Origin of the sequence: Hydrogenophaga laconesensis, assembly GCF_031457235.1 — a bacterium.
Lineage (GTDB): Bacteria > Pseudomonadota > Gammaproteobacteria > Burkholderiales > Burkholderiaceae_C > Hydrogenophaga > Hydrogenophaga laconesensis.
In genome coordinates this window covers 253,869-279,426 of record NZ_JAVDWE010000002.1, presented here as the reverse complement: position 1 = coordinate 279,426, position 25,558 = coordinate 253,869, and the positions used below count along the sequence as shown (strand labels likewise).

The window sequence follows — 25,558 nt, the reverse complement described above, 5'->3', positions numbered from 1 at the left end:
CCGATGGGGCGCAGGCTTTTTTTACAGGGAGGGCGCTCGAATCAGAACGGAATGTCGTCGTCCATGTCGTCGAAGCCGCTGGACTGGCGCGCCGGTGCCGCCGGAGGCTGTGGACGGGGTGCCGGTGCCGAGGCGCGGGGCGCTGCGGCAGGCCGCGAGTAGCCACCGCCGCTGGCACCGCTTTCGTCACCGCCACCCATGCCCTCACGGCCACCGAGCAGTTGCAGTTCGGTGGCGATGATGTCCACGGTGTTCTTTTCCACGCCCGACTGGTCGGTGTACTTGCCGTACTTGAGCCGGCCTTCGACATAGATCGGACGACCCTTCTTCACGTACTCGCCGGCGATCTCTGCGAGGCGGTCGTAGAAGGTCACGCGGTGCCACTGGGTGTCTTCGATCATCTCGCCACTGTTCCTGTCCTTGCGGCGGCTGGAGGTGGCCACGCTGACGTTGGCCACGGCCTGACCAGATGGCAGGTAGCGGATTTCGGGGTCGCGGCCGCAATTGCCGACGAGGATGACTTTGTTGACGGATGCCATGGTGGTGATGTCCTGAAACGGGAGAGGGCGTGCCCGGGCGCTGCCGGTACGCAGCCTGCCATTGTGCCGCAACTGCGGGGAATGCCCCCACGTGTCGCTACACTGGCCGGCCATGAAAGGCGAACCGGATTTCCTGCAGAACCTGCGCGACGAGATGGGCGGGGGCAGGCAGTGGCTGGACCGGGCGGTGGTGCTGGTCTACGCGGTGCTTGCCGGCCTGGCCGTGGTGGCGTTCACACTGCTGGCCGATGGTGCCTTCGCGCTGTACAGCCAGTTGCGCAGTGGCTGGTGGTGGGCGCCCCTGGTGTGGACACCTGCACTCACCGCGCTGGTGGTCTGGGCGGTACGGCGCTGGGCCCCGGGTGCGGCGGGTTCGGGCGTGCCGCAGGTGCTCACCGCGCTGGATTCGGCCACACCGCTGCGCGAGCGCTCGCGCTTCGTCTCGCTGCGGCTGAGCGCGGTCAAGATCCTGGCGGTCTCAGGGGGGCTGCTCGCAGGCCTGTCGATCGGGCGGCAGGGGCCGTCGGTGCAGGTCGCTGCGGGGGTGATGTTGCATGCCCGGCGCTGGCTGTCGCCGGGCTCGGGCATCAGCCACCGCGAGTTGCTGGTGGCCGGTGGTGCGGCTGGCATCGCGGCCGCATTCAACACGCCACTGGGCGGCATCGTGTTCGCGATCGAGGAACTCTCCCGGCGCCTGCTGGACCGCAGCAGCGGCCTGATGCTCGCGGCCATCGTGATCGCGGGCCTGGTGGCGGTGTCGGCGTTCGGCAATCTGTCCTACTTCGGGCGCGTGCGGGCCGACGTGCTGACATGGGGACTGCTCTTGCCGGGTGCTCTCGTGGCGGTGAGTTGCGGCTTGCTCGGGGGACTGCTCTCGCGTCTCATGCTGGCCTCGTTCACCGGTCTGCCCGATCGCTTCTGCGCCTACCGACGCAAGCGCCCGGTCACGTTCGCGGCAATCTGCGGCTTCGCGGTGGCAGTGATCGCGGTGGTGAGCAACGGCGAGGCCGTGGGCGGCGGACACGAGCACACCCGAGCCTTGCTCGAACAGGCGGGCACGGCGCATGCCGCGCACCAGCCGCTGGTGTTCACGGGCCTCAAGTTCATCGCGTCCTGGCTCTCTGCATGGGCGGGTGTGCCGGGTGGTATCTTCGGCCCCAGTCTCTCCATCGGTGCGGGAGTGGGGGCCGATATCGCATGGCTGCTGGATTCGCCGCATGGTATGGCGCTGATCGCGCTGGGCATGTGCGGGTTCCTGGCCGCTGTCACGCAGACGCCGATCACGGCCATGATCATCGTGATGGAGATGACCGATGGTCACAGCATGGTGCTCAGCCTCATGGCGAGCGCGTTGCTGGCCAGCCTGGTCTCGCGCATGATCAGCCGGCCGCTCTACAGCACCATGTCCCAGCTGATGATGCGCTCCATGCGGGAAGCGCCACCCGGTCAGGCGGATCCGCCGAAAGACGAAGGCTCAGCGCCGCTGCGCTGAAGCGGGGGCCTGCATGGGCCAGGCCACCACCAGCCAAACAAGCGTGGCCAGGGTGCATGCCGCAAAAACGCCTTCAGCACCGTGGGACCGCGCCAGCCAGCCGCCCACCGCGCCGCCCGCGAAGAAACCCACCGATTGCAGGGTGTTGTAGACCCCCAGCGCCGCGCCGCGCGCGTGGGCAGGCGCCAGCCGTGACACGAGGCTGGGCTGGCTCGCCTCGAGTGTGTTGAACCCGATGAAAAACACGAACAGCAGCGCACCCAGCGTCCACAGCCCCGGCTGTGCATCGGCCAGCATCCACAGCGCGAGCTGTACTGTGCCGATCAGCGCGATGGCGATCAGAAAGGCGGCTCGCAGGTGGCCTCGTCGTTCCATGGGGAATAGCACGCCGCCCATCACCACCAGCGACGCGGCCACGGCAGGCAGGTAGACGTGGCCGTGATCCGCCTTGGGCAGGCCGGCGGACACGAGCATCGCGGGGATGGCCATCCACATCGCCAGTTGCACGGCGTGCAAGACGAACACGCCGAGGTTCAGGCGCAGCAGGCCACGATGGCGCAGCACTTCGGTCAGGCTGGTCTGCAGTTGCCGCATGTCCGACGGCCGGTGTTCGGTGGGCTCGGGGGGCGCCACCCAGACCACGACCGCGATGGCGAGCAAGGCCAGCACGCCGGTGATGGCGAAGATGCCCGCGAGGCCGACCCAGGCCGCCAGCATCGGCGCCAGCACCAGAGAGAGCGCGAACATGAGCGCGATGCTCGCGCCCACCATGGCCATGGCCTTGGTGCGCACCGTGTCGCGCGTGACGTCGGCCAGAAAGGCCGTCACGGCCGCCGAGATGGCGCCCGCGCCCTGTACCGCACGGCCGATGGCCAGCCATGTGAGGTCGGGTGCCCACGCGGCGATGCCGCTGCCCAGCGCGAACAGCAGCAAGCCGGCGACGATGACCGGCTTGCGCCCGAAGCGATCCGAGGCCAGCCCGAGAGGAATCTGCAGGAAGGCCTGGGTCAGGCCGTACAGGCCCATGGCCAAGCCCACCCGGGCCGCGTCGTGGCCGCCGGGCAGGCGCGCGGCTTCCAGGGCGAACACCGGCAGCACGATGAACAGCCCGAGCATGCGCAGCGCGAAGACCAGCGCGAGGGAGGCGCTGGCGCGGCGCTCGGCCGGCGTCATGCGGGAGGCATCGGGGGGCGTGTGGGCCGCGTCGGCGGGGGAGGGGCTGAGGGTGGGCAAGGCTGCGGGGCCGGCAGGCGGGACAGAGAACGGCATATTGTCGGTGAAAGGGCGGGGGCCGCCGGACGGGAGGGCGCAAAACGCCCTGGCGGCTTATCATGTCGGGTTGCCCTGAACATCGCACCGCGCCTTGAACCAGAACCCTTCCCCGGACCTGAAACTGCCAGGATCGACCGGCGCCGACACCCCCGACACGCCATCCGTGGAGGAGCCTTCCCCCCGGTACCTGGGGGCTGTGTTGCGCGCTTCCAGCGCCTTCCTGTCGGTGCGCGGTGCGCGCACCCACAACCTCAAGAATGTCGACCTCGACATTCCCAAGCACGCGCTGGTGGTCGTCACCGGCCTCTCGGGGTCGGGCAAGTCCAGCCTGGCCTTTGACACGCTCTACGCCGAGGGCCAGCGCCGCTACGTCGAGAGCCTGTCGGCTTACGCGCGCCAGTTCCTGCAGTTGATGGACAAGCCGGATGTGGACCTGATCGAAGGTCTGGCGCCTGCCATCGCGATCGAACAGAAGGCCACCAGCCACAACCCGCGCTCCACCGTGGGCACGGTGACCGAGATTCACGACTACCTGCGCCTGCTGTTCGCGCGCGCCGGCACGCCGCACTGCCCCGACCATGGCCTGGCGTTGAGCTCGCAGAGCGTGGCGCAGATGGTGGACACCGTGCTGGCCCTGCCCGAGGGCACACGGTTGATGATCCTCGCACCGGTGGCGCGCGAGAAGAAGGGCGAATTCATCGAGCTGTTCGCCGACATGCAGGCCCAGGGCTACGTGCGCTTCCGTGTGGATGGCGCGGTGCTGGAGGCGGAGGCACTGCCCGCGCTCAAGAAGACCGAAAAGCACAACATCGACGTGGTCATCGACCGCATCAAGGTGCGCATCGATGGTGAAGAAGAGGGGGTGAATCCCCTGCGGCAACGGCTGGCCGAAAGTTTCGAGGCCGCCCTGCGCCTGGCGGATGGACGTGCCCTGGCGGTCGAGATGGATGCCCCCGAAGGGACCGCCGCGCGCGAGCATGCTTTCTCGGCGCGCTTCGCGTGCCCCTTGTGCCACTACACCGTGGGTGAGCTCGAACCTCGCCTGTTCTCGTTCAACTCGCCGATGGGTGCCTGTCCCACCTGCGACGGCCTCGGCCACACCGAATTCTTCGATCCATCGCGCGTGGTCGCCTTCCCCTCGCTCAGCCTGGCCAGTGGCGCCATCAAGGGCTGGGACCGGCGCAATGGCTACTACTTCGCCATGATCGAAAGCCTCGCCGCGCACTACCGCTTCGACGCCGAGGCGCCCTGGGAAAGCCTTGGCGAAGCGGTGCAGCAGGTGCTGCTCTTTGGCTCGGGCGATGAAGAAGTGAAGTTCAGTTACGCGCTGGAGTCCGGCGAGCGCGCAGGCAAGAAGATCAGCAAGAAGCATCCGTTCGAAGGCATCGTGCGCAATTTCGAGCGCCGTTACCGGGAAACCGACAGCGCTGCCGTGCGCGAGGAGCTGGCGCGTTACCGCGCCGTGCAGCCCTGCCCCGATTGCGGGGGCTCACGGCTGCGCCGCGAGGCACGCCATGTGTTCGTGGGCGAGGGCGACCAGAAGCAGCCCATCTACAGGATCAGCCACGTCACGCTGGGCGAGGCGCTGGCCTACTTCCAGAAGCTGGAGCTGCATGGCGCCAAGGGTGACATCGCCGCGCGCGTGATCAACGAGATCCGCCAGCGGCTGAAATTCCTGAACGACGTCGGCCTCAACTACCTCAGCCTGGACCGCAGTGCCGAGACGCTCTCGGGTGGCGAGGCGCAGCGCATCCGGCTCGCGTCGCAGATCGGCTCGGGGCTGACCGGTGTGATGTACGTGCTTGACGAGCCCAGCATCGGCCTGCACCAGCGCGACAACGACCGCCTCATCGCCACGTTGCAGCACCTGCGCGACCTGGGCAACACCGTGCTGGTGGTCGAGCACGACGAGGACATGATCCGCACCGCCGACCACGTCATCGACATGGGGCCCGGTGCAGGTGTGCATGGCGGGCGCGTGATGGCGCAGGGCACCTGCGAACAGGTGATGGCCACGCCCGAGTCGCTCACCGGCCAGTACCTGGCCGGCACGCGCAGCATCGCGGTGCCGGAACGGCGCACACCCTGGCTGCCGGTGGTGAAGAAGGGCGATGCACCGAAGTCCGCACCCGCCAAGCCGCGTTTCCCGCCCAGTCCCGCCGCCGAGCGCCGTGCTGCGCGCGAGGCTGCGCACCAGGCGACGCTGGGCGAGCTGCAGGAAATCCGCGTCGTCAACGCGCGCGGCCACAACCTCAAGGGGGTGAGCGTGGCCTTTCCCGTCGGGCTGCTCACCTGCGTCACGGGCGTGTCCGGCTCCGGCAAGTCCACGCTGGTGAACGACACGCTCTACGCCGCCGTGGCACGAACGCTGTACCGTTCGCACGACGAGCCGGCCGCGCACGACGCCATTGAGGGCATCGAACATTTCGACAAGGTCATCAACGTCGACCAGTCCCCCATCGGCCGCACGCCACGCAGCAACCCGGCCACCTACACCGGCCTGTTCACCGGCATCCGCGAACTCATGGCCGAGATGCCCACCGCGCGCGAACGCGGGTATGGCCCGGGCCGCTTCAGCTTCAACGTGGCCGGCGGCCGCTGCGAGGCCTGCCAGGGCGACGGTGTGGTGAAGGTGGAGATGCACTTCCTGCCCGATGTGTATGTGCCGTGCGAAGTCTGTGGCGGAAAGCGCTACAACCGCGAAACGCTGGACGTGCAGTACAAGGGCCGCAACATCGCGCAGATCCTGGACATGACCGTGGAGCAGGCGCATGCCTTCTTCAGCGCCGTGCCCACCCTGCACCGCAAGCTGCAGACCCTGCTGGATGTGGGCCTGTCCTACATCCAGCTCGGGCAGAGCGCCACCACGCTCTCGGGCGGCGAGGCGCAGCGCGTCAAGCTCGCGCTCGAACTCTCCAAGCGCGACACCGGCCGCACGCTCTACATCCTCGACGAGCCCACCACCGGCCTGCATTTCGCGGATATCGAACTGCTGCTCAAGGTGCTGCACCAGTTGCGCGATGCCGGCAACACGATCGTGGTGATCGAACACAACCTCGACGTCATCAAGACCGCCGACTGGCTCATCGACATGGGTCCGGAGGGCGGCTCTGGTGGCGGCACCGTGGTGGCGCAAGGCACGCCCGAGACCGTCGCGGCGCACCCGGACAGCCACACCGGGCGCTACCTGCGCCGTCTGTTGCCCTAGTGGATGTGCCCGGGCTGAGCCGCATTGCCATGGTGATGGTGGCGCGGCCCACGGCGGGTCAGAGACGGCCGAGGTCTTCGATGGCGTCGACCACCATGCCTGTGCCCACGGCGATCAGCAGGATGTCGGCGGCCACGCGCACGTACTTGTAGCCCGCGGGCGGCAGGCCGATCTGCACCGAGACACCACTTGGAACCGGGTAGTAGACGACGTCGTGAGGCAGCGGATACCCCAGCCGCCACTTCTTCGCCTGGCCAGGGGGCATGCAGCCGTTGTGTTTCTTGGCCAGCCCGGGCGGGCACTTGCCGGCCTTGAAGCGCGGCTCGTAGTAGTCGTAGGCGATCCGTCGCTGGGGTTCGGCGAAATAACCGCCGATCTGGATGTTCACCGTCACGTTGGACGTGGGTGCGCGCGGCCGGTCGCGGCGGTCATCGGTGTGGGAGGGGGCGCGTTTCTCGTACTTCTCGTGTTTGTCGTGCTTGTCGTGCTTGTCGTGCTTGTCGTGCTTGCCGCCGCGCTGGTTGGCCCACTCCGGCTTTTCAGCCAGGGCCGGGCCGCCCAGCAGCGACAGGCTCAGCAGCGCAACGGGCAGGCGAGGGCGTGGTGAGAGGTTCATATCGTGGGTGTGTTGTGGTTGTGAGGCCGGCGATTCGCTCCCGTGGAACGGCGCCTGTCGAGATTCTGACAAGGCGCACAGGCGCCGTCGTTACAAGCGGTAAGCGGGGGCAGCACGTCCGGCGCGGTAGCTGAATTCACCGCCGGCTGGCAGACTCACCAGTCACCTCCGTGCTCATGGCCTCTCATGCCCGTTGAAACCGAACTCAAGCTCGATCTGCACCCCGACGATCTGCCGCGCCTGCTGGCACACCCGCTGCTGGGTGCCCCGACACCAAGGCGGGAGCGCCTGTTCAACACCTATTTCGACACCTCCACGCTGGCGCTTCGCGCCCAGCGCGTGGCCGTGCGTGAGCGCCGGGTCGGCCGCCGCACCTTGCTGACGGTGAAGACAGCGGGTACCTCGGTGGGCGGCTTGTCGAGCCGTGGCGAATGGGAGGCCCCGGGGCGACCGGGTCGGTTCGACTTCGCTTCGCTGGTGGACGACGAGGCGCTGGCGCAGCAGCTGTTGTCCGTGGCGTGGCAACTGGTGCCGGTGTTCCGCACCGACTTCACGCGCCGCAGCTGGATCCTGCATCACGGGGGCGCCACCGTGGAGCTGGCGCTGGACCAGGGCGCCATCGCCACCGGCAACGCCGGGGGCACCCACCGCCAGGCCATCCTGGAGGTGGAGCTGGAGTTGCTGGATGGGCCGGTCGACAGCTTGCTCGATCTGGCGCACACGCTGGCCCTGGGTCCGCAGGGTCTGGCCACACAGGCGCTGCGCCTGCTCCCCGCGCAGCGCAGCAAGGCCGAACGAGGTTACGCGCTGTTCACGGGGGAGCGCCCCCGCCCCGCCAAGGCAGCACCGCTCTCGCTGAGCGCGGACATGCACCCGGTGCAGGCCTTCCGGGACGCTGCCCTCGGCTGCCTGATGCACCTGCAGGCCAATGCGGCAGGCGTGTTGCCTCCAGGCCCGGACAGCACCTTGCCCGACCCCGAGTTCGTGCACCAGGCGCGGGTGGCGCTGCGCCGGCTGCGCACCGGGCTGCGCCTGTTTCGCGTGCACCTGCCGCGCCGCTTCGTCGCGCACTGGGCCGCCGAATGGAAGACGCTGGCAGGCCGCCTGGGCGACGCGCGCAACTGGGATGTCTTCGCCACCGAACGCCTGCCCGACTGGCTGCCCGGCGGCGAGCCCCATGCCGCTTCCGGCGTGGCGGAGCGGGCCCTGTTCGATTGGGTGCGGCACCAGCGCCTGGACGCCAACGTGCGCGCCGCGCAGGCGCTGGGTGACAGCGCGCATGCCCTGCGCATGCTGGCCTTCACGCGGGCCGTGTTGGCCCTGAAAAAACCGGATGATGCCCCCGCGCAAAGCCTCCCGGACTGGGCGTGTGCCACGTTGCGGCAGCGGCATGACGCGCTGCGGGAAGAGGCGCGGCGCGCCCGCCGCCTCGGCCCGGAAGGCCGGCACGCGTTGCGCATCCGCCTCAAGAAGCTGCGCTACGCACAGGATTTCCTGGGCAGCCTGCTGCCGCGAGACCAGGTCAGGCGCAGTACCGCAGCCCTTGCCGACGCGCAGGCGCTGCTGGGTGACCTCAACGACCTGAGCACGGCGCAAACCCTGTTGGATACGGTGCCGCAAGGCCTGGCCACGCCTTGCGTGCAGCAGTGGCTGGCCGATCTGCAGGTGCAACTGGAGACGGGTCTGGAGGCCTTGCCGGCGATGGAGCGCGCGCTGGCGCGAACGCCCACACCCTGGGATTGATGGCCTTCAGGCCATGGCGCTGGGCCGCGCCGCCACGCGGTCGCGCCAGGCTTGCAGTGCGTGGAAGCCCTCTTCGGCAGGCTTGAAGCGCATCAGCCGGGCGAACTCCACGGTGCAGAACGCGGTGATGTCCGCGATGGTGAAGCGAGGGCCGGCCACCCAAGGCTGGCGCTGCAGCTCACCGTCCAGCCAGGCGGCGGTTTCGCGCGCCTTCGCCACCTGCGAATGCCCGAAATCGGGAAACTGTGGTTGCTCCAGCGGTGCGAGACCCGGGTGCGTGTGGCGGATGGCATTCGCCATCGGCAGCATGAAGTACCACTCCATGCGGCGGTCGGCCATCTCGATGAAGGCGCGCTCCTCCGCGTTCTGCCCCATCAGGTTGGGCGTGGGGTAGCGGCCTTCCATCCAGGTGCAGATCGCGCGTGTCTCGGTCAGCACGCGCCCGTCATCGAACTCGAGCGCTGGCACGCGTGCCAGCGGGCTTTTGGCGCGGTAGCCGCTGGTCTTGTGTTCCTGGGCGTTGAGGTCGATGTTGACCAGTTCCAGTCCGTTGATGCCTTTCTCGACGAGGAACATCAGCACCCGGCGGGGGTTGGGTGCACGGGGCGAGACGTAGAGTTTCATGCGGCCCCCTTCGGTGCCTGCAGGCTCTGGCCGGTCTCCACCATCCGGCGGGCGTCTACCGCGAAACGCTCGGCGCCCTTTTCACCGTCGCGCTCCAGGTCCATCGACGATGCCGGCCGTTCGATGCCGCGCTGCACGGCCGGCCGTGCACGGATCGCGTCGCGCCACCGCTTGAGGTGCGGCAGGTCGGCAATGTCCACGCCCGACCAGCGGTGTGTGCGCACCCAGGCCCAGTTGGCGATGTCGGCGATGGAGTAGTCGCCAGCGAGGTATTCGTGGTTCGCCAGGTGCCCGTCGAGCACCCGGAACAGGCGCTTGCATTCGCCCTGGTAGCGGTCGATCGCGGCGGGGATCTTCTCGGGGAAGTACCTGAAAAACACATTGGCCTGTCCCATCATCGGCCCGATGCCGCCCATCTGGAACATCAGCCACTGGAGCACGCGCGAGCGGCCCTTGGCATCCAACGGCATGAGGTGGCCGGTCTTCTCGGCCAGGTAGATCAGGCACGCGCCGGATTCGAACACCGCGAACCCCCCGGCTTCGTGGTCGACGATGGCAGGAATGCGGCCGTTGGGGTTGATGGCGAGGTAGTCCGGGTGCCGCTGCTCGCCCTCGCCCAAGTTGAGCACTTTCAGCTTGTACGGCAGGCCCAGTTCCTCGAGTGCGATGGACACCTTGTGCCCGTTGGGGGTGGCGGCGGTGTAGAGGTCGATCATGAAGAGGCCCGCTGGGAAAATCGGGCCATCTTAGGGGCACTTCACCGCAGCGAGGTGTCAGGTCCGGAACACCTCGGAACCGGTTTTGCGGGCGGCAGGGGTTGCCTCTGGGGGGACGCGCCGCAGGCGTGACGCGGGGAAGTCCCTCTACGCCATGAAACCGAGGTTGGCTGGATAGTCCGCGCTGTTGAAATTGCCGATGTGGGGCAGGATGCCGTTGATCTCGGTGCCCTGCACGCCGAACCAGGTGGCCAGGGTGTTGGCGTACTGGTCCACCGAGGTGCCGGGCAGCAGCCGGCCCTGGCCCACGTGCCACTGGTCGTTGGCATCGGTGGTGGAGTTGCCCACGCTCACCGGTGGCGCCTTGCCGTAGAAGGCCTTGCCGCGCACCGCGCCGCCCACCATGAAGTGGTGGCTGCCCCAGCCGTGGTCGGAACCGTCCCCGTTGGAGGTGAGCGTGCGGCCGAAGTCCGAGGCGGTGAAGGTGGTCACCTTGTCGGCCACACCCAGGGTGGCCGTGGCGTTGTAGAACGCGGTGAGCGCCGAGCTCAGGCGGTCCATCAGCGTGGCCTGTCCGTTGATGAGGTTGTCGTGCAGGTCGAAGCCGCCGATGGAGACGAAGAACACCTGGCGGGCGTTGCCCAGCTGCGTGCGCGCAGCGATCAGGCGCGCCACCATGCGGAGCTGGTCGGCCAGGTTGTTGTTGGTGGGAAAGGTGTTGAACGGCGCGGTCGTGGCGGGAAAGGCCGCCAGGGCCGAGCTAATGGCGCTCTCGGCACCCACGGCGCGGGCGGTGACGAGGTTGTATTCGTTCTCCAGCACGTGAGACCGCGTCTGCAGCGCCAGCGAGTTGATGGCCGCGCGCACGGCGGCCGAGTTGTAGACGTTGTTCGCGATCGCATTGATCTTCACCGCACCGCCGGTACTGACCTGGTACGACAGCGCCTGGTCGCCCGAAAGGAACACGGTGTTGCCGGTGACCGAGACACAGGTGAGCACGCGGTTGGTGTTGGACGAGAGGGCCAGATCACCGATGTGGCCGCCCCAGCCGGTGGTGGCGCCTTCGGGTTGCGACGATTGCCAGACCGACTGCTGGTCGTTGTGCGAGAACAGCTTGGGCGGCAGGGGGTACGCCACACGGTTGCTGCTGTTGTACTGCTGGCGGGTGACCGGCGCCACCAGCGGGCCGACGTTGAGTTGCACCGCGGCCACGCCGCTGTTGAACAGACCGGCCAATCCCGTCATGGAGGGGTGCAACGCGTACTGCTTGCCGCCGGGCAAGGCGACGGTGGGATTGAGCAGCGTGGGGGTGAGCGCGGCCTGCGCGATGGCGATGCCGCCGCCGTTGCGGCCCGAGCCGCCGCGGATGGCTGCGTACTGGTCGTAGCTGGTGTTGTCGTAATTGATGACCGTGTTGGCGTAGTCGTTGCCCCCGTTGAGGAACACGCACACCAGCGCCTTGTAGTCGGTGGCATTGAACGCGGCGGCATCGGCCATGGCCGCCAGGTTGAGCGCGGTGGGCAGGGCCGCGCCAGTGAAGGCGAGCTGGCCGGCGCGGCGCAGGAAGGCGCGGCGCGTGTGCTTGTCGGGCTGGATGAAGTGCATGGTGTGCCCCTTATTTCTGGATCAGGTACTCGGGACAGGCCATGACCATCAGGATGGCGGCCCAGACGCGGCGCCGCTTGACGACGTCGGTGCTTGCGGTGGTCACGGGCGTGGCTTCGAGCGCGGCGACCATGGTGGCGCGCGAGGCGTCGGAAACCTGTCCTGCCGCCAGGACGAGGCAGACATGGTTCACCAGTGCCCGGGCGTCGGCGACGAGGGCGAGCTCGCGGGCGTAGTTCGCCTGCACGTCGTAGCTGTAGTTGGTCCAGGCGGCCTGCGGCACACCTGGCTCGGGGCAGTTGATGCCGCGTTCGATCACGCCCTGCATGAAGTTCAGGTAGCCGCCCACGGTGGACTCATTGACCAGCTGGAACTCCGGCGCCGTGGCGCCCGAAGGCGAGAGCGCGGTGCCGGGCGGTACGTAACCGGGGCGGAAGAAGTTGAACACCGACGGCGAGCGCAGCGGGCTCTGGCCCAGTTGTGTGGCGGCGTTGTTCTGCTCGAAGATCTTCCAGCTGCCGGCGGCCGAATTCACGCCGAAGGTGCGGCCCCACTGGATGAATCTCAACATGGGTTCGCGCAGCTTGCCGAAGGTGGTGCTGCCCAGCGTGGCCTGGCCACGCGCCTCGTCGTCGAGCAGGATGGCGACCCAGACCGCCTTGAGGTCACCACGGACACCCGAACCGTTGTCGTTGAAACGTGCCGCCACCCGCGCCACGTACGCCGGGCTCGGGTTGCTGGTCACCAGGCGCTGGATCATCTGGCGCGCGAAGAACGGGCCGACGTTCGGGTGGTTGAACAAGGTGTCCATCGCCATTCGCATGGCTGTGGCACCGGGCGTGTTGGCCGGCACGGTGGTGCCAAGAAAGCGGGCCTCCAGGCTGGAATGCCGGTTGGCGTTGAGCGACATGCGCTTGGCCGCGAAGGCGCGCGATTCGATGGTGTAGCTCTGTCCGATCGGGGTGTGGCGCACGCCGTCGGAGGTGTCGAAGTCGTAGCCCGTGAACACCCGCGCCAGACCGCTCACGTCGGCCTGGGTGTAGCTTTCCACGGGAACGCCGCCGCTGGTCTTCACGGTGCCGTCCAGGTTGAGCTCGTACACGCCGATGGTGAAGAGCTGCATCACCTCGCGGGCGTAGTTCTCGTCGGGCACGCGGCCGGTGCTGGTGTTTTCCTTCTGATTGCCCTTGGTGTTGAGGAAGTACCCCATCGCCGGGTGCAGCGTCACGTCCTCCAGCAATTGGCGGTAGTTGCCGAAGGCGTTGCGCATCAGCATGTCCCACCAGCTGGCGTACGCATGGGCGCGCCAGGTGAATTCGGCCGAAGCCAGTGAGGACACGAAGAACTCCGAGAGCGCGAGCGCCACGCGCTTGCGCATCATGTCCGGCCCGCTGAGCAACTGACTCCAGATCATGAAGTCGGCGGGGTAGTGGTTGAAGAAATAGCTGTTGGTGTCCACCGCGCCGTAGCCCCGGGCCTCCAGCCAGTTCCAGCCGGTTGTGCCCTGGTAGCGCACGAACTGGTTGGACAGCCATTGCGCATAGGTCATCCCGCGCAATTCGGTGATCTCCGCCGTCGTGGACGAGAACTGGGCCTGTTGAAGGAAGCGCGCTGCGTCGGCATCGCTGGCCGCGGCAGGGTTACTGAAACCGGTGGTGGGAAAGTCGACCACGCCCGTGGGTGGAGGCCCTTCGGCGGCGCCGTCACCGCCACCGCCGCAGGCTGCCAGCAAGGCAGCCGCCGCCAGCGGCGTGAGCGCCTGGGGGAACGAAGACGCAGATGGCTCCGGCGATGGGCCGTTTTCGTGGGATGTCGCTGCAGCGCCTGTGTCAGCGGTCTTTCCCCGCGCTTCGATGTCCGTCATGACGGTCCCTCCTCGGTTCGACGAGCGCGAGTTTAGGGAGCCGTTGGCGACGGATCGGGTTGAATTTCATGTCGTTACAGGTAGATGTGGCATACCTGCTGCACCCGCCAGGCGGTCATGCCGTCGGGTGCCGTTCCGACCGCCTTTCGTCGAAATTCAGATGCGCGCGGCGTGCAGTTCGTCCCGGGTTTTCAAGGCCACCCGGCGTGCCGCTTCGGCGAAATCGGCGCTCGCCGAGGCGTACAGGATGGCGCGCGAGGAGTTCACAATGATGGGGCCAGTGGTCTCGCCGCCTTGGGCGCGCAGGCCGGCCTTCACTGTGGCCACGGCATCGCCACCCTGCGCGCCTACACCGGGAATCAGCAGCGGCAGGGTGGGTGCGATCTCGCGCACGCGCTCGATCTCGGCGGGGTAGGTGGCGCCCACCACCAGGCCGAGCTGGCCGTTGAGGTTCCAGGGGCCCTGCGCGAGGCGTGCCACGTGCTCGTACAGGCGCGGCTCGCCGTCGACCGAGGCGAAGCGCTGGTTCTGCAGGTCGTCGCCGCCGGGGTTGGACGTGCGGCAGAGCAGGAACGCACCCTTGCCGTGGTACTGCAGGTAAGGCTGCACCGAGTCGAACCCCATGAAGGGCGAGAGCGTGACGGCATCGGCACCGTAGCGCTCGAAGGCCTCGATGGCGTATTGCTGCGCGGTGCTGCCAATGTCGCCGCGCTTGGCGTCCAGGATGACCGGCACCTGCGGCGCCACGCTGCGCATGTGGGCCATCAGCCGTTCGAGCTGTTCCTCGGCGCGGTGGGCGGCGAAGTACGCGATCTGCGGCTTGAAGGCGATGGCGGTGTCGGCGGTGGCCTCGACGATGGCGGCGCAGAAGTCGTAGATGCGGGAGGCGTCGTTCTTCAGGTGCGCGGGAAAACGGGCGGGATCGGGGTCCAGGCCCACGCACAACAGGGAACGGTTCTGGCGCTCGGCGTTGCGCAGCTGGTCGAGGAAGGTCATGCGGGCGATTTTAGTTGGCCGTCTGGCGCACCTTTCTGGCGGCCGCGCGACAGCCCCCGGCCTGTCAGCCACCTAAGATCGCGGCCATGCATGCCCTGTCGCGCCAGCAGATCGTCCTGCTCATCCTCATCACCGTGGTCTGGGGCCTGAACTGGCCGATCATGAAATACGGCGTCACCGGTTATCCGCCGTTGACCTTCCGCACCATCTGCATGTGGATCGGGCTGCCGGTGCTGGGGTTCTTTCTGTGGTGGCGCGGTGTGACCTTTCGCCTGCCGCGCGAACACTGGCGGGAGCTGGCCTGGCTCACGGTGTTCAACATGCTGTTCTGGCACACGCTGGCGATCCTCGCCATCCAGACGCTGTCGAGCGGGCGCGCCGCGATCCTCGGCTACACCATGCCGGTCTTCTCCGCACTGGTGGGGGCCTGGTGGTTCGGCCAGCGGCTGGCCGGGCGCGCCTGGATCGGCGTGGCCTCGGCGGGGCTGGCCGTGCTGTTGCTGCTCTGGCACGAATTCACTCACCTCACGGGCAGGCCGGTGGGCGTGGTGATGATGCTGGTGGCGGCAGCGACATGGGCGCTGGGCACGCAGATGATGCGCCATACCCGCATCCCGCAACCCACGCTGACGATCTCGTTCTGGCTCACCGCGATCACCACGGCCTGGATGACCCTGCTGTCCGTCGCCTTCGAGCACCACGCGTGGACCTGGCCTTCGGTGGGCATCTGGTGGGCCATCGTCTACAACGCCATCGGCATTTTTGCGTTTGCCCAGGTGGCATGGCTGTCGCTCGCGCGCGATCTGCCGCCCATCGCGTCGACCTTGTCGGTGATGTTCATCCCGGTGCTGGGGGTGTTCAGCGGTGCCTGGTGGCTGGGCGAGGTGCTGCACTGGCAGGACTGGGCCGCCGTGGCCCTGGTGATGGTGGCGATTGCGGCAGTATTGTGGCCCTCACGCTTCGCCACTGCGCGGGTCGCGCCCCCCTGAGGGGGTTGATCCGGCCTGGGGCGGCCCGGCGCCGGATCGTGTGGCCTTTCAGCTTTGCTCCACCGTCTCCATCGCCAGGCAGAGATCGGCCCAGGCCTTGCCCTTGTCGCCAGGGGTGCGCAGCAGGTAGGCGGGGTGGTAGGTCACGATCACGGGCACCCCTTCATAACGGTGCACCCGGCCCCGCAGGCGTCCGATGGGTTCGGTGGTCTTCAGCAGCGACTGCACCGCGAAACGGCCCATCGCCACGATGACCCGCGGCTTGACCAGGGCCACTTGGCGCACCAGATACGGTTCGCAGCGCGCCACTTCCTCGGGCTGCGGGTTGCGGTTGGCCGGTGGGCGGCACTTGAGCACGTTGGCGATGTAGGTGCCTTGCGCGCCTTCGCCCTGGCGGCTGCGGCCCACGGCGCGCAGCATGTTGTCGAGCAGTTGACCGGCCGCGCCCACGAAGGGTTCGCCCTGCCGGTCCTCGTTCTCGCCAGGGGCTTCGCCCACGATCATCCAGTCGGCCTGCACATCGCCCACACCGAACACGGTGTTCCGGCGGCTCTTGCACAGGCCGCAAGCCTGGCAGCCCGCCACGGCTTCGCGGAGTTCGGGCCAGTCCAGTCCAGCCGCCAAGGGGCGGGTGGTCGCGGTCGCCGGGGTGGGCGCCATCGTGGCGGCCACCGGAGCGGGTGCCACGACGGGCGGGCGGGCGGGCGGCACCGCGGTCGCCGGCACAGGCATGTCGGGCGCCGGCTGTTCGCTGATGGCGGCTGGCGGTGCCGGGGTCACAGGCCGGGGCGCCCAGACGCGCACGCCCATTTCGGCCAGCATGGCGCGTTGGCGCGCGTCGAGCTGCGGCACGAAAGACGTGTCGGGCGTTTCGTTGGTCATGGGGCTTCCCGTGCCGTGGCAGCGGCCAGGTTCAGGCTCATGACGACCGCGTCCTCGCGTCGCAGGTGCCCGGCGGGGTAGTAGCCCTTGCGCACGCCGACCTGAGAGAAGCCGTGGCTGCGGTACAGGTGGCGTGCCGGTTCGTTGCTCTCGCGCACTTCCAGCCACAGCCATTGCGCCCGCTGCCCGCGCGACCACAGCACCAGCGCGTCGAGCAGGAATCGCGCCCATCCCTGGCGCTGGTGCATCGGGGCCACGGTGATGTTCAGCAGGTGCACCTCGTCGACACCCGGCATGGCCACCAGGTAGCCCAGGAGCACGCGCTCCCCGGTCATCACGGCCTTCCCCGGTTCACCGGGCAGGGCTTCGCCCAGCAACAGCACCGCCGGATAGCCGGCCTGCAGCGAGTCGTGGAAGTGTTTGCGCGACCAGGGGTGGGCGTAGGCAGAAACTTCGACCGCGCGCACCGCGTCCAGATCGGCTTCGGTCATGGGTTCGAAGCGGATGTGGCGTTCGCGGGTTGCCGGCGCGGGCGGGCGTTGCGGCACCGGCCACGCGGCGTGTGCCGCCGGAGCGGATGAAGGTGTCGGCTTCTGGACCGCGGTGTTCATGGCGTGGGCACGGTGGCGCGCAGCCGTTCGCGCTCTTCGGTGGTCTGGGCCACCTTGTCGCGCACATAGAGGGGCAGTGCGTCCCGAGCCGGCACGGCGGCACCCGCAGCCAGCAGCGCCGGGGCGAGGCGCAGCAAGGCACTGGCGGTGGGCAGCGCGTGCAGCCGCTCGCCAGTCACATCTGCCAGGGCCGGGGCGTAGGTCTCGAACACGTTGCCGGCCAGCAGCGCCGGGCGCCCGGCGGGCAGGTGTTCGCGCAGGTAGGTACCCAGGTCCGGCGGCGCGCACAGGCGGGGCGGTGCCAGCGGTGCCAGCCCGGTGGCGGTGCAGGCGTAGGTGGCGACGTACATCTCGGCCATCCGGGCATCCAGCAGCGCGGCGATGGCGCCGGGCCCGGATTGGCCTGCCTGCTGCTGCACGAAGCGGGCTTCTTCCGCCAGCGCCAGCAGGGTGTCCACCGGCAGCACCGGCAGCCCGCCGGGGCGCGCACCGTAGGCCAGGCCCTGGGCCACGGCACAGGCGGTCCGCAGGCCGGTGAAGGAGCCCGGCCCACGACCGAACACCACCGCGTCCAGGCTGTCCATGGCCCAGCCCGCGGTGTCGAGCAGTTGTCGGACCAGCGGCAGCAGGGTGGTCGATGCCAGGGCACCGCCCGGGCCGCTGTGCTGCCACAGCGCACCGCCGGGCACGCCGTCGCCCAGGGCCACCGACAAGGTGTCGGTGCTGGTTTCAAGGGCAAGCAGTCGTGGGGCGGAAGGCATCCGGGGATTATCGGCCACCGGGTGCAGGGAGCGCTGTGGTGTGGGTGCACCACCGGCTGTCCTCCGCAGTGCCCATTCGCCCTGCCGTGACAGACCAGGCCGGTCGGGCGTTCCATAATCAAAACCCATGCGAGATGCCGATTCTTTCCGCCGTTGGACCGCCCCGCGCTGGTTGCGCGGGCTCGCGCTGGGCTTGCTGGCCGGCTGGACGCTGCCGGCGTGTGCGCAGCTGGCGGGCCGGGGCGACCCACTGCCCCCCTTGGTGATGGCGGCCATGAGCCGCGCCCAGGTGCCGGTCAGCGCGCTGTCGGCGCTGGTGATCTCGGTCGACCCCGATGCCCATGAGCGCCTGCGCTACCGCGCCAGCACATCGGTGAACCCGGCATCCGTCATGAAGCTGGTGACGACCTACGCCGCCATCGACATGCTGGGCAGCGACTTCACCTGGAACACGCGTTTCTATACCGACGGCACGGTCGAGAACGGCGTGCTGCGCGGCAACCTCTATGTGCGCGGCGGTGGCGATCCCAAATTCGTGCTGGAGCGCATCCAGGAAGCCTACCAGGCCTTGCAGGCCAAGGGCGTGCGCGTGATCCTGGGTGACATGGTGCTGGACCACAGTGCGTTCGAGCTGCCGCACATCGACCCCGGTGCGTTCGACGGCGAGGCGCTGCGGCCTTACAACGCCACGCCCGATGCGTTGCTGGTGAACTTCAAGTCCGTCATCCTCACCTTCCAGCCCGATGTGGCCAATGGCGTGGCCCGCGTGATCAGCGAGCCTCCCCTGGCTGGCCTGGCGATCGATGCGACCGTGCCGCTGTCGCGCACCGCCTGTGGCGACTGGCGCGGCGCCGTGCTGGCCCGCTTCGACGACCCCGACCGCATCCGCTTCGAAGGGCGCTACCCGCAGAGCTGTGGTGAACTCAAGTGGCCCGTGGCCTACCAGCAGCCGGCCAGCTACGCGGCGCGCGCGCTCGAGGGACTGTGGCGCGCCAGCGGTGGGGCCATCACCGGCCAGGTGCGCGACGGTGAGATGCCGCGCGAGGTGCAGCTGCTGCACGAGGCCCGCTCACTGCCCCTGTCCAACGTCATCGTGGACGTGAACCAGTGGAGCAACAACGTGATGGCGCAGCAGGTGTTCCTCACGCTGGGCCAGCTGGCACCGCCACAGGTGGCCACGCCCACGCTGGCCGTGGTCGCGCCAGGCTCGGCAGCCGATCGCCTCGTGCCCTCCCGACCTGCCCGTTTCGAGTATTCGCGCGAAGTGGTGACCGATTGGTGGAAGCGAACCTTCGGCCCACGCATGCCCGGCCCGGTGCTGGACAACGGCTCCGGCCTGTCGCGCGACGAACGCATCACCCCTGAGGCGCTGGCCGCCCTCCTGCGGCACGCCGCGCGTCACCCGCAAGGCGTGGAGTTCGTGCAATCGCTCTCGATCGCGGGTGTCAGCGGCACCGCGTCGCGGCTGGCCCGTGGCGGCCAGAGCGCCGCGCGGGGCAATGCCTGGGTCAAGACCGGCACCCTGCGCGACGTGACCGGCATCGCGGGCTACGTGAACGCCGCCAATGGCGCGCGCTACGTGGTGGTCGGCTTCGTCAACCACCCCAATGCGCCTGCCGCGCGCCCTGCGCTGGACGCGCTGCTGGAGTGGACAGCCTCGCTGCCGGACTGACGGCTTCAAGCCGCCGCGCGCTGCAACCTGTCACGCACGCCGTCCCATTCGGGATCGGCCGGTGGTGTTTCCACCCAGATCAGCCGCACACCGGTGGCATCGAGTTCGCGCAGCACGGCGAAGAGTTCCTGCGCGGCGGCGGCCGCGTCATCGGGCATGCGGCGGTGCGGTACGCCCTTTGCAGCCTCGATCGGGCTGCGGACATAGAGTGCGATGTTCTTCGCATCGCGACCCAACACCTCGAACGCGGCGCGCAATTGCTTCGCGTCCATCAACCGCACCCGGGCCCGTGGTGCGTAGTGCGATTCGAGTGTGCCCGAGGCGCGCGGCGCTGCCTCGTCGCGTTCCCGTATCGGCTGACCACACGCGGCTTCGAGCTGCGCGACGGTGACCATGCCTGGGCGCAGCAGCACCGGGTGGCCGCGCGTGCAGTCGATGATGGTGGATTCGATGCCCACGGGGCAGGCACCACCGTCGAGGATGAGCAGATCCTCATCGGCCATGGAGGCGAATTCCTCGGCCACGTGGCTGGCGGTGGTCGGGCTGACGCGGCCGAAACGGTTGGCGCTGGGTGCGGCCACGCCGCTGACCCCTTGCGCGGCGGCGGCCGTCAGCAGCGCCTGTGCCACGGGGTGCGCCGGACAGCGCAGGCCGACGGAGTCCTGACCGCCCGCCGCCACCGCCGCCACGCCATTGCGGCGCGGCAGGATGAGGGTGAGCGGCCCCGGCCAGAAGGCCTGCATGAGCGCGGCGGCAAAGGCCGGCACCTCGCTGGCGTAGTGGTCCACGCCGGCGCCCCAGCCTTGCGGGCCGTCACCCGGGGCCAGGTGCACGATCAGCGGGTGGTCGGCCGGCCGGCCCTTGGCCCCGAAGATGCGGTGCACTGCCGTGGCGTTGTCCGCGTCGGCGGCGAGGCCGTACACGGTCTCGGTGGGCATGCCCACGAGCGATCCCGCTGCGAGGCGCCGGGCCGCTAGATCGATCGCGGCGTTGTCGCTGGCGGGCAGCAGGCGAGGCGGCATGGGCTCTCAGGCGTCCAGGCCAGGCAGGCCCAGCAGCGCCAGGGCCTGAGCGGTGGTGGCGCGCACCTGCGCCACGCTGGAGCCGGTGACGTTGAGATGACCCATCTTGCGGCCCGGACGGGCACCCAGTTTCCCGTAGAGGTGCAGGTGGGTGCCGGGCAGGGCGAGCACGGCGGCCCAGGGGGGCGAGACCGGCTGCCGGCTGGCCTGCGCGCGAACCGCGTTGGGCTCGAACCAGAGATCGCCCAGCAGGTTGACCATGATCGCCGGGCTGTGCTGGCGTGGTGTGGGCAGCGGCAGGCCGGCGAGGGCACGCACCTGGGCCTCGAACTGGGAGAGGTCGCATGCGTTCTGCGTGTAGTGGCCGCTGTTGTGCGGGCGTGGGGCCATTTCGTTGACCACGAGGTCGAGCGAGCCTCCCGCGTCCTCCACCACGAAGTACTCGACGCAGAGCACGCCGACGTAGCGCAGGTGGTTCGCGATGGCCACGGTGCTGGCCTGGGCGCGCTGGGCCAGGGTGGCGTCAAGGGCGCCGTCGAACACTTCCGTCAATGCCAGGATGCCATCGCGGTGCGTGTTCTTCTGCACCGGAAAACTCACGACCTGGCCGTCAGCGCCGCGCGCGACGATCACCGAGCACTCGGCGCGCAGCTTGAGCATCTTCTCCAGCACGCAGGTCACCTTGTCGAGCCCATCCCAGGCGGCCGCGAGTTCTTCGCGCGTGGACACCCGCACCTGACCCTTGCCGTCGTAGCCCATGCGCGCGGTCTTCAGGATGCCGGGCAGCAGGTCGGCCGGCACGGCGTTGAGCGAGGCGTCGGTCGTGATGACGGCATGTGGCGCGGGCGCCACGCCGCTCAGCGGCGCGCATTGTTCGAAATGGGCCTTTTCCTTCACCCGGTCCTGCGCCACCGCCACGCATGCGGCCGACGGGGCCACCGGGCGTTGCGCAGCCAGTGTGGCCAGCGCGTGGGCGGGCACGTTCTCGAACTCGGTGGTGATGGCGTCGCAGCGTTGCTGGAGCTGGGCCAGACCCTGCTCGTCGTCGTACGCGGTGCGGATGTGGTGGTGACTGACCAGCCCGGCCGGGCTGGCCGGATCGGGGTCGAGCACCACGGTGAAGTAGCCCATGGCCTGTGCTGCCTGCACGAACATGCGGCCGAGCTGGCCGCCACCCAGCACGCCCAGTGTGGTCTGCTGGCCGCTGTTGACGGAAGGGTTGCCGGGAAGAAGGGGTTTCAGGCTCATGCGGGCAGGGTCATGGCGCGTGCGGCAGCGGTCTGCTGGGCGCGGAAGGTGTCGAGCTTCTGGCGCAGGGCCGGGTCGTGGGAGGCGAGCAGGGCCACGGCGAACAGTGCCGCATTGGCCGCGCCGGCCGCCCCGATGGCGAAGGTGGCCACCGGCACGCCCTTGGGCATCTGCACGATGCTGTGCAGGGAGTCGACGCCGCTGAGGTGCTTGCTCGCCACGGGAACGCCCAGCACAGGCACCACGGTCTTGGCCGCGAGCATGCCGGGCAGGTGGGCGGCGCCGCCGGCGCCCGCGATGATGGCCTTGAGCCCGCGCCCGGCGGCCGCTTCGGCGTAGCTGAACATGTCGTCGGGCATGCGGTGCGCGGAAACCACACGCGCCTCGTGCGCGATGCCGAAGTCCTGCAGGATCTGCACGGCGTGCTGCATGGTGTCCCAGTCGCTGCTGGAGCCCATGAGCACACCCACTTGGATGGAGTTCATGAAGGTGCCTCTGGCCGATGGACCCCCGGCAAGGGGGGCTGGACCGGTGTGGCGCACGCCGCGAGGCGGGGCGTCTCCGGTAAAGTGTGGATTTTACGTTTGCCGCCCGCCACACCTGCTGCGGACGGCCCAGCCAGGCTTCTTCCCATGATCAACGTCACCGTCGCCAACTTTGAAGCCGAGGTCATCGAGGCTTCGATGCACACCCCCGTGCTGGTGGATTTCTGGGCGCCCTGGTGCGGCCCCTGCAAGGTCATCGGACCGCTGCTCGAAAAGCTGGAGACCGACTACGCCGGGCGCTTCAAGCTGGTCAAGATCGATTCCGACCAGGAGCAGCAGCTGGCCGCCGCGTTCGGCGTCCGCAGCATTCCCACCTGCGTGCTGCTCATGAATGGCCAGCCTGTGGATGGCTTCATGGGGGCGATGCCCGAAGGCCAGATCAAGGCCTTTCTGGACAAACACCTGCCAGCCGGTGCGGAAGAAGCCGAGGCCGATGCGGCAGAGCCCGACGCGCAGGATGCGCTCGCCCAGGGCGACCTCGATGGCGCGCTGGAGAAGATGCGCGAGGCGGTGCAGGCCGCGCCGGACAACGATGACGCGCGTTTCGATCTGGTCAAGCTGCTGCTGGAAATGGGGCAGGACGACGACGCCAAGGTGGCTTTCGCACCGGTGATCGCGAAGACCGCTGGCGTGCGCCGGCTCGATTCGCTGCAGCGCTGGATGGCCGCGCGTGACGCGCAGGCCGATGTGCCCGATCCCGATGCGCGGGCGGCCGAGTTGCAGGCCGCCATCGCCGCCAACAAGCGCGACTTCGATTCGCGCTTCGCGCTTGCCCAGTTGCTCATGGCCTATGGCCAATGGACCGCGGCCATGGATGAACTGCTGGAGATCCTGATGCGCGACAAGGCCTGGAAGGACGATCTGGCGCGCAAGACCTTCATCGCGATCCTCGACGTGATCGATCCACCGAAGCCCAAGGTGGCCGAAGGCCAGGTGCCACCGGAAGACCCGACGGTGGCGACCTACCGCCGCCGCCTGTCGTCCGTCGTGTTGAGCTGATTCAGCCCGCCTGCTGCGCCGCTTCGCGGCTTCCCCTTCATGACGCGCCTGTGCATGGGCGGGCAGGGAGGCTTCGGGCTCTCAAGCCCTCAACCCATCAACCGCGTCAGCGCTTCCTGGTATTTCGCGGCGGTTTTCTCGATCACCTCGCGGGGCAGGCGCGGCGCGGGTGGGGTCTTGTCCCAGGGCTTGCCACCGACCTGGGCCGTTTCCAGCCAGTCGCGCAGGAACTGCTTGTCGTAGCTGGGGGGGTTCTCGCCCACCGTGTAGCTCTCGGCTGGCCAGTAGCGCGAGCTGTCGGGCGTGAGCACCTCGTCCATCAGCACCAGCTTGCCCGCCTTGTCCAGGCCGAACTCGAACTTGGTGTCCGCGATGATGATGCCCTTCTGGAGCGCGATGGCGGCGGCGGCCTTGTAGAGCGCGATCGATACATCGCGGATCTGTGCGGCCAGCCCGGGGCCGATCATCTCGACCGTGCGCTCGAAAGTGATGTTTTCGTCGTGCTCGCCCATGGCCGCCTTGGCCGCGGGGGTGTATATCGGCTCGGGCAGTTTCGAGGCGTTCTGCAGACCGTCGGGCAGTAGCACGCCGCAGACCGAGCGGCTCTCCTGGTACTCCTTCCAGCCGCTGCCGGCGAGGTAGCCGCGCACGACGGCTTCCACGGGAATCGGCTTGAGGCGCTGCACCAGCATCGAACGGCCCTTGATCTGCGCGACTTCCTGGGCCGAGACCACGCTCTCGGGGGCGTCGCCGGTCAGGTGGATCGGGCAGATGTTCAGGCCTTTGGGACCCAGCTGGTCGAACCAGAAAAGAGAGAGCCGGGTCAGCAGCTCGCCCTTGCCGGGGATCGGCTCTCCCATGATCACGTCGAAGGCGCTGATGCGGTCGCTCGCCACCATCAGGATGCGGTCGTCGCCCACCGCGTAGTTGTCGCGCACCTTGCCGCGCGCCAGCAGAGGCAGGGAAGTCAGGGCCGATGTGTGCAAGGCAGTGGTCATGGTGGTCGGGAAAAAGCAGGACAACAAAAAAGCCCGTTGAACAGCCAACGGGCTTTGAACCATTCCGGCGGATTATCGCAAGTTGGCGAAGACCCGGGGTCGAAAGCCGACTCCCGGCGTGCGGCAACTACCTGGCCGCCAGCCCCAGCCGCTCGATCAGCGCCTTGTCCTTGGCATAGGTATCGACCGCCCATTTGCGGTAGTCCTCGCCGTTGCGGTACCACATGGCCTGGTTGAGCTGGCCCAGCACCTCGATGTGCTTCGGGTCGTCCATCGCCTTCTTGAACGCGTCGTGCAGCACCTTGACCACGGCCGGGTCCATGCCCTTGGGGCCGGCCAGGCCGTAGGGCGAGGTGGACACCACGCCGTAGCCGAGCTCCTGCGCGGTGGGCACTTCGGGCCAGCGCTGGGTGCGCTGCTCGCCGAAGGTCACCAGCAGGCGCATCTGGCCACCGTCCACGTACTTGTCCCAGCCGCTGGCATCGCTCTGCGCCATCACGTGGCCACCCAGCAGGGCGGCCTGCAGGTCGGCGTTGCCCTTGAACGGCACATGCGTGAGTTGCACCTTGGCATTGCCGGCGAGTTCTTCCATCAGCAGGTGCGGGCTGCTGCCGGTACCGGTGGAGCCGTAGTTGATCGCGCCGGGCTGCTTGCGCGCGGCCTCGATGTAGTCCTTGAAGGTCTTGTAGGGCGAGTCGGCCTTGACGGTCAGGCCGAAGGTGTAGCCCGAGACACCGATGATGTAGGTGAAATCGGTGAGCGGGTCCCAGTTGGTCTTCTGCATGTGCGGCATGCGCAGCAGGCCGAGCGGGAACTGGGCGATGGTGTAGCCGTCTGGCTTGGCCGTCTGTGCCATGGTGGCAGGGCCGAGCGTGCCGCCCGCGCCGGGGCGGTTCTCGACCACGATGGGTTGGCCCAGGTGCTTGCTGGCGATCTCGGCGAGCGCGCGCAGGTGGCGGTCGGTGGAGCCGCCGGCGGGCCAGGGAATGATCAGGGTCACCGGCCGGTTCGGGTAGGCCTGCGACTGGGCATGGGCCAGGCCGAACTGGGCCACGCCGATGCCGGCCGCTGCAGCGAGCATCAGCGCGCGGCGGCGTCTGGATGGGGGAGTCGTGTTCTTCATGCGCTTGTCTCCTTTTGTGGGAATGCCGGTTGG

General features: G+C 68.6%; 22 protein-coding genes. 6 read left to right on the top strand and 16 right to left on the bottom strand.

What is annotated here, in order from left to right:
* Positions 1-41: 41 nt before the first annotated feature.
* Positions 42-539 carry a single-stranded DNA-binding protein gene (gene ssb, locus J2X09_RS05695; protein ID WP_204732725.1) on the bottom strand — a complete coding sequence of 166 codons (498 nt, stop codon included), beginning with the start codon at positions 537-539 and terminating at the stop codon, positions 42-44.
* A 112-nt stretch (positions 540-651) separates the two neighbouring features.
* Between ssb and J2X09_RS05690 the strand changes: the two genes are divergently transcribed.
* Complete coding sequence (locus J2X09_RS05690; RefSeq protein WP_204732726.1) at positions 652-2,031, top strand: chloride channel protein; 1,380 nt, start codon at positions 652-654, stop codon at positions 2,029-2,031.
* On the opposite strand, the gene J2X09_RS05685 is transcribed toward J2X09_RS05690, so the two are convergent.
* Positions 2,014-3,204 (bottom strand): MFS transporter, encoded by a 1,191-nt coding sequence (locus tag J2X09_RS05685; RefSeq protein WP_204732979.1) that lies wholly within the window; start codon positions 3,202-3,204, stop codon positions 2,014-2,016. The two genes, J2X09_RS05690 and J2X09_RS05685, sit on opposite strands and share 18 nt — an antisense overlap.
* Before the next feature lie 262 nt (positions 3,205-3,466).
* On the opposite strand from J2X09_RS05685, the gene uvrA reads away from it, so the two are divergent.
* Positions 3,467-6,511 carry an excinuclease ABC subunit UvrA gene (gene uvrA / locus J2X09_RS05680; protein ID WP_204732980.1) on the top strand — a complete coding sequence of 1,015 codons (3,045 nt, stop codon included), beginning with the start codon at positions 3,467-3,469 and terminating at the stop codon, positions 6,509-6,511.
* 58 nt (positions 6,512-6,569) lie between these two features.
* Here the strand turns inward: uvrA and J2X09_RS05675 are convergent, their stop codons facing one another.
* Positions 6,570-7,127: a hypothetical protein gene (locus J2X09_RS05675; RefSeq protein WP_204732727.1), complete on the bottom strand. Its 558-nt coding sequence runs from the start codon at positions 7,125-7,127 to the stop codon at positions 6,570-6,572.
* A gap of 186 nt (positions 7,128-7,313) precedes the next feature.
* Here J2X09_RS05675 and J2X09_RS05670 point away from each other — a divergent pair, with 186 nt between their 5' ends.
* Complete coding sequence (locus tag J2X09_RS05670) at positions 7,314-8,870, top strand: CYTH and CHAD domain-containing protein (RefSeq protein ID WP_204732728.1); 1,557 nt, start codon at positions 7,314-7,316, stop codon at positions 8,868-8,870.
* Between the two features lie 6 nt (positions 8,871-8,876).
* On the opposite strand, the gene J2X09_RS05665 is transcribed toward J2X09_RS05670, so the two are convergent.
* The 5 genes from J2X09_RS05665 to pyrF form a co-directional block, all read right to left on the bottom strand.
* The gene (locus J2X09_RS05665; protein ID WP_204732729.1) at positions 8,877-9,494 is read right to left on the bottom strand and encodes a glutathione S-transferase family protein; all 618 of its coding nucleotides are present in this window, start codon (positions 9,492-9,494) and stop codon (positions 8,877-8,879) included.
* Positions 9,491-10,210, bottom strand: coding sequence for a glutathione S-transferase family protein (locus tag J2X09_RS05660; RefSeq protein WP_204732730.1), 720 nt, complete (start codon positions 10,208-10,210; stop codon positions 9,491-9,493). The genes J2X09_RS05665 and J2X09_RS05660 overlap by 4 nt, the downstream gene beginning before the upstream one ends.
* Before the next feature lie 147 nt (positions 10,211-10,357).
* Positions 10,358-11,815, bottom strand: a complete 1,458-nt coding sequence (locus J2X09_RS05655; protein ID WP_204732731.1) for a DUF1501 domain-containing protein — start codon at positions 11,813-11,815, stop codon at positions 10,358-10,360.
* A gap of 10 nt (positions 11,816-11,825) precedes the next feature.
* Entirely contained in the window at positions 11,826-13,679 is a 1,854-nt protein-coding gene (locus J2X09_RS05650) for a DUF1800 domain-containing protein (protein WP_204732732.1), read from the bottom strand.
* A gap of 156 nt (positions 13,680-13,835) precedes the next feature.
* The gene (pyrF, locus tag J2X09_RS05645) at positions 13,836-14,675 is read right to left on the bottom strand and encodes an orotidine-5'-phosphate decarboxylase (protein WP_204732733.1); all 840 of its coding nucleotides are present in this window, start codon (positions 14,673-14,675) and stop codon (positions 13,836-13,838) included.
* 86 nt (positions 14,676-14,761) lie between these two features.
* Between pyrF and J2X09_RS05640 the strand changes: the two genes are divergently transcribed.
* Positions 14,762-15,664 carry a DMT family transporter gene (locus tag J2X09_RS05640; protein WP_204732734.1) on the top strand — a complete coding sequence of 301 codons (903 nt, stop codon included), beginning with the start codon at positions 14,762-14,764 and terminating at the stop codon, positions 15,662-15,664.
* Between the two features lie 48 nt (positions 15,665-15,712).
* Here J2X09_RS05640 and J2X09_RS05635 read toward each other — a convergent pair whose 3' ends face one another.
* The 3 genes from J2X09_RS05635 to tsaB form a co-directional block, all read right to left on the bottom strand.
* Entirely contained in the window at positions 15,713-16,546 is an 834-nt protein-coding gene (locus J2X09_RS05635) for a uracil-DNA glycosylase (RefSeq protein ID WP_204732735.1), read from the bottom strand.
* Positions 16,543-17,037: a ribosomal protein S18-alanine N-acetyltransferase gene (rimI, locus tag J2X09_RS05630; protein WP_310307811.1), complete on the bottom strand. Its 495-nt coding sequence runs from the start codon at positions 17,035-17,037 to the stop codon at positions 16,543-16,545. The genes J2X09_RS05635 and rimI overlap by 4 nt, the downstream gene beginning before the upstream one ends.
* A gap of 116 nt (positions 17,038-17,153) precedes the next feature.
* Positions 17,154-17,918 carry a tRNA (adenosine(37)-N6)-threonylcarbamoyltransferase complex dimerization subunit type 1 TsaB gene (gene tsaB, locus J2X09_RS05625; protein WP_204732737.1) on the bottom strand — a complete coding sequence of 255 codons (765 nt, stop codon included), beginning with the start codon at positions 17,916-17,918 and terminating at the stop codon, positions 17,154-17,156.
* A gap of 127 nt (positions 17,919-18,045) precedes the next feature.
* Between tsaB and dacB the strand changes: the two genes are divergently transcribed.
* Positions 18,046-19,590, top strand: a complete 1,545-nt coding sequence (gene dacB / locus J2X09_RS05620; protein WP_204732738.1) for a D-alanyl-D-alanine carboxypeptidase/D-alanyl-D-alanine endopeptidase — start codon at positions 18,046-18,048, stop codon at positions 19,588-19,590.
* A 5-nt stretch (positions 19,591-19,595) separates the two neighbouring features.
* Here dacB and J2X09_RS05615 read toward each other — a convergent pair whose 3' ends face one another.
* Genes J2X09_RS05615 through purE form a run of 3 tightly spaced genes read right to left on the bottom strand, consistent with a single transcriptional unit; the run spans position 19,596 to position 22,345 of the window.
* Entirely contained in the window at positions 19,596-20,612 is a 1,017-nt protein-coding gene (locus tag J2X09_RS05615) for an L-threonylcarbamoyladenylate synthase (protein WP_204732739.1), read from the bottom strand.
* A gap of 6 nt (positions 20,613-20,618) precedes the next feature.
* Positions 20,619-21,860, bottom strand: coding sequence for a 5-(carboxyamino)imidazole ribonucleotide synthase (locus tag J2X09_RS05610; RefSeq protein ID WP_204732740.1), 1,242 nt, complete (start codon positions 21,858-21,860; stop codon positions 20,619-20,621).
* The gene (gene purE, locus J2X09_RS05605) at positions 21,857-22,345 is read right to left on the bottom strand and encodes a 5-(carboxyamino)imidazole ribonucleotide mutase (protein ID WP_204732741.1); all 489 of its coding nucleotides are present in this window, start codon (positions 22,343-22,345) and stop codon (positions 21,857-21,859) included. Before purE ends, J2X09_RS05610 begins: the two co-directional genes overlap by 4 nt.
* A gap of 147 nt (positions 22,346-22,492) precedes the next feature.
* On the opposite strand from purE, the gene trxA reads away from it, so the two are divergent.
* The gene (gene trxA / locus J2X09_RS05600; RefSeq protein ID WP_204732742.1) at positions 22,493-23,404 is read left to right on the top strand and encodes a thioredoxin; all 912 of its coding nucleotides are present in this window, start codon (positions 22,493-22,495) and stop codon (positions 23,402-23,404) included.
* Between the two features lie 89 nt (positions 23,405-23,493).
* Here the strand turns inward: trxA and J2X09_RS05595 are convergent, their stop codons facing one another.
* Both J2X09_RS05595 and J2X09_RS05590 read right to left on the bottom strand, forming a co-directional pair.
* A complete protein-coding gene (locus J2X09_RS05595; protein WP_204732743.1) occupies positions 23,494-24,402 on the bottom strand; it encodes a phosphoribosylaminoimidazolesuccinocarboxamide synthase in 909 nt (302 codons plus the stop codon).
* Positions 24,403-24,529: 127 nt separating this feature from the next.
* Positions 24,530-25,525, bottom strand: a complete 996-nt coding sequence (locus J2X09_RS05590; RefSeq protein ID WP_204732744.1) for a tripartite tricarboxylate transporter substrate binding protein — start codon at positions 25,523-25,525, stop codon at positions 24,530-24,532.
* Positions 25,526-25,558 lie beyond the last annotated feature (33 nt).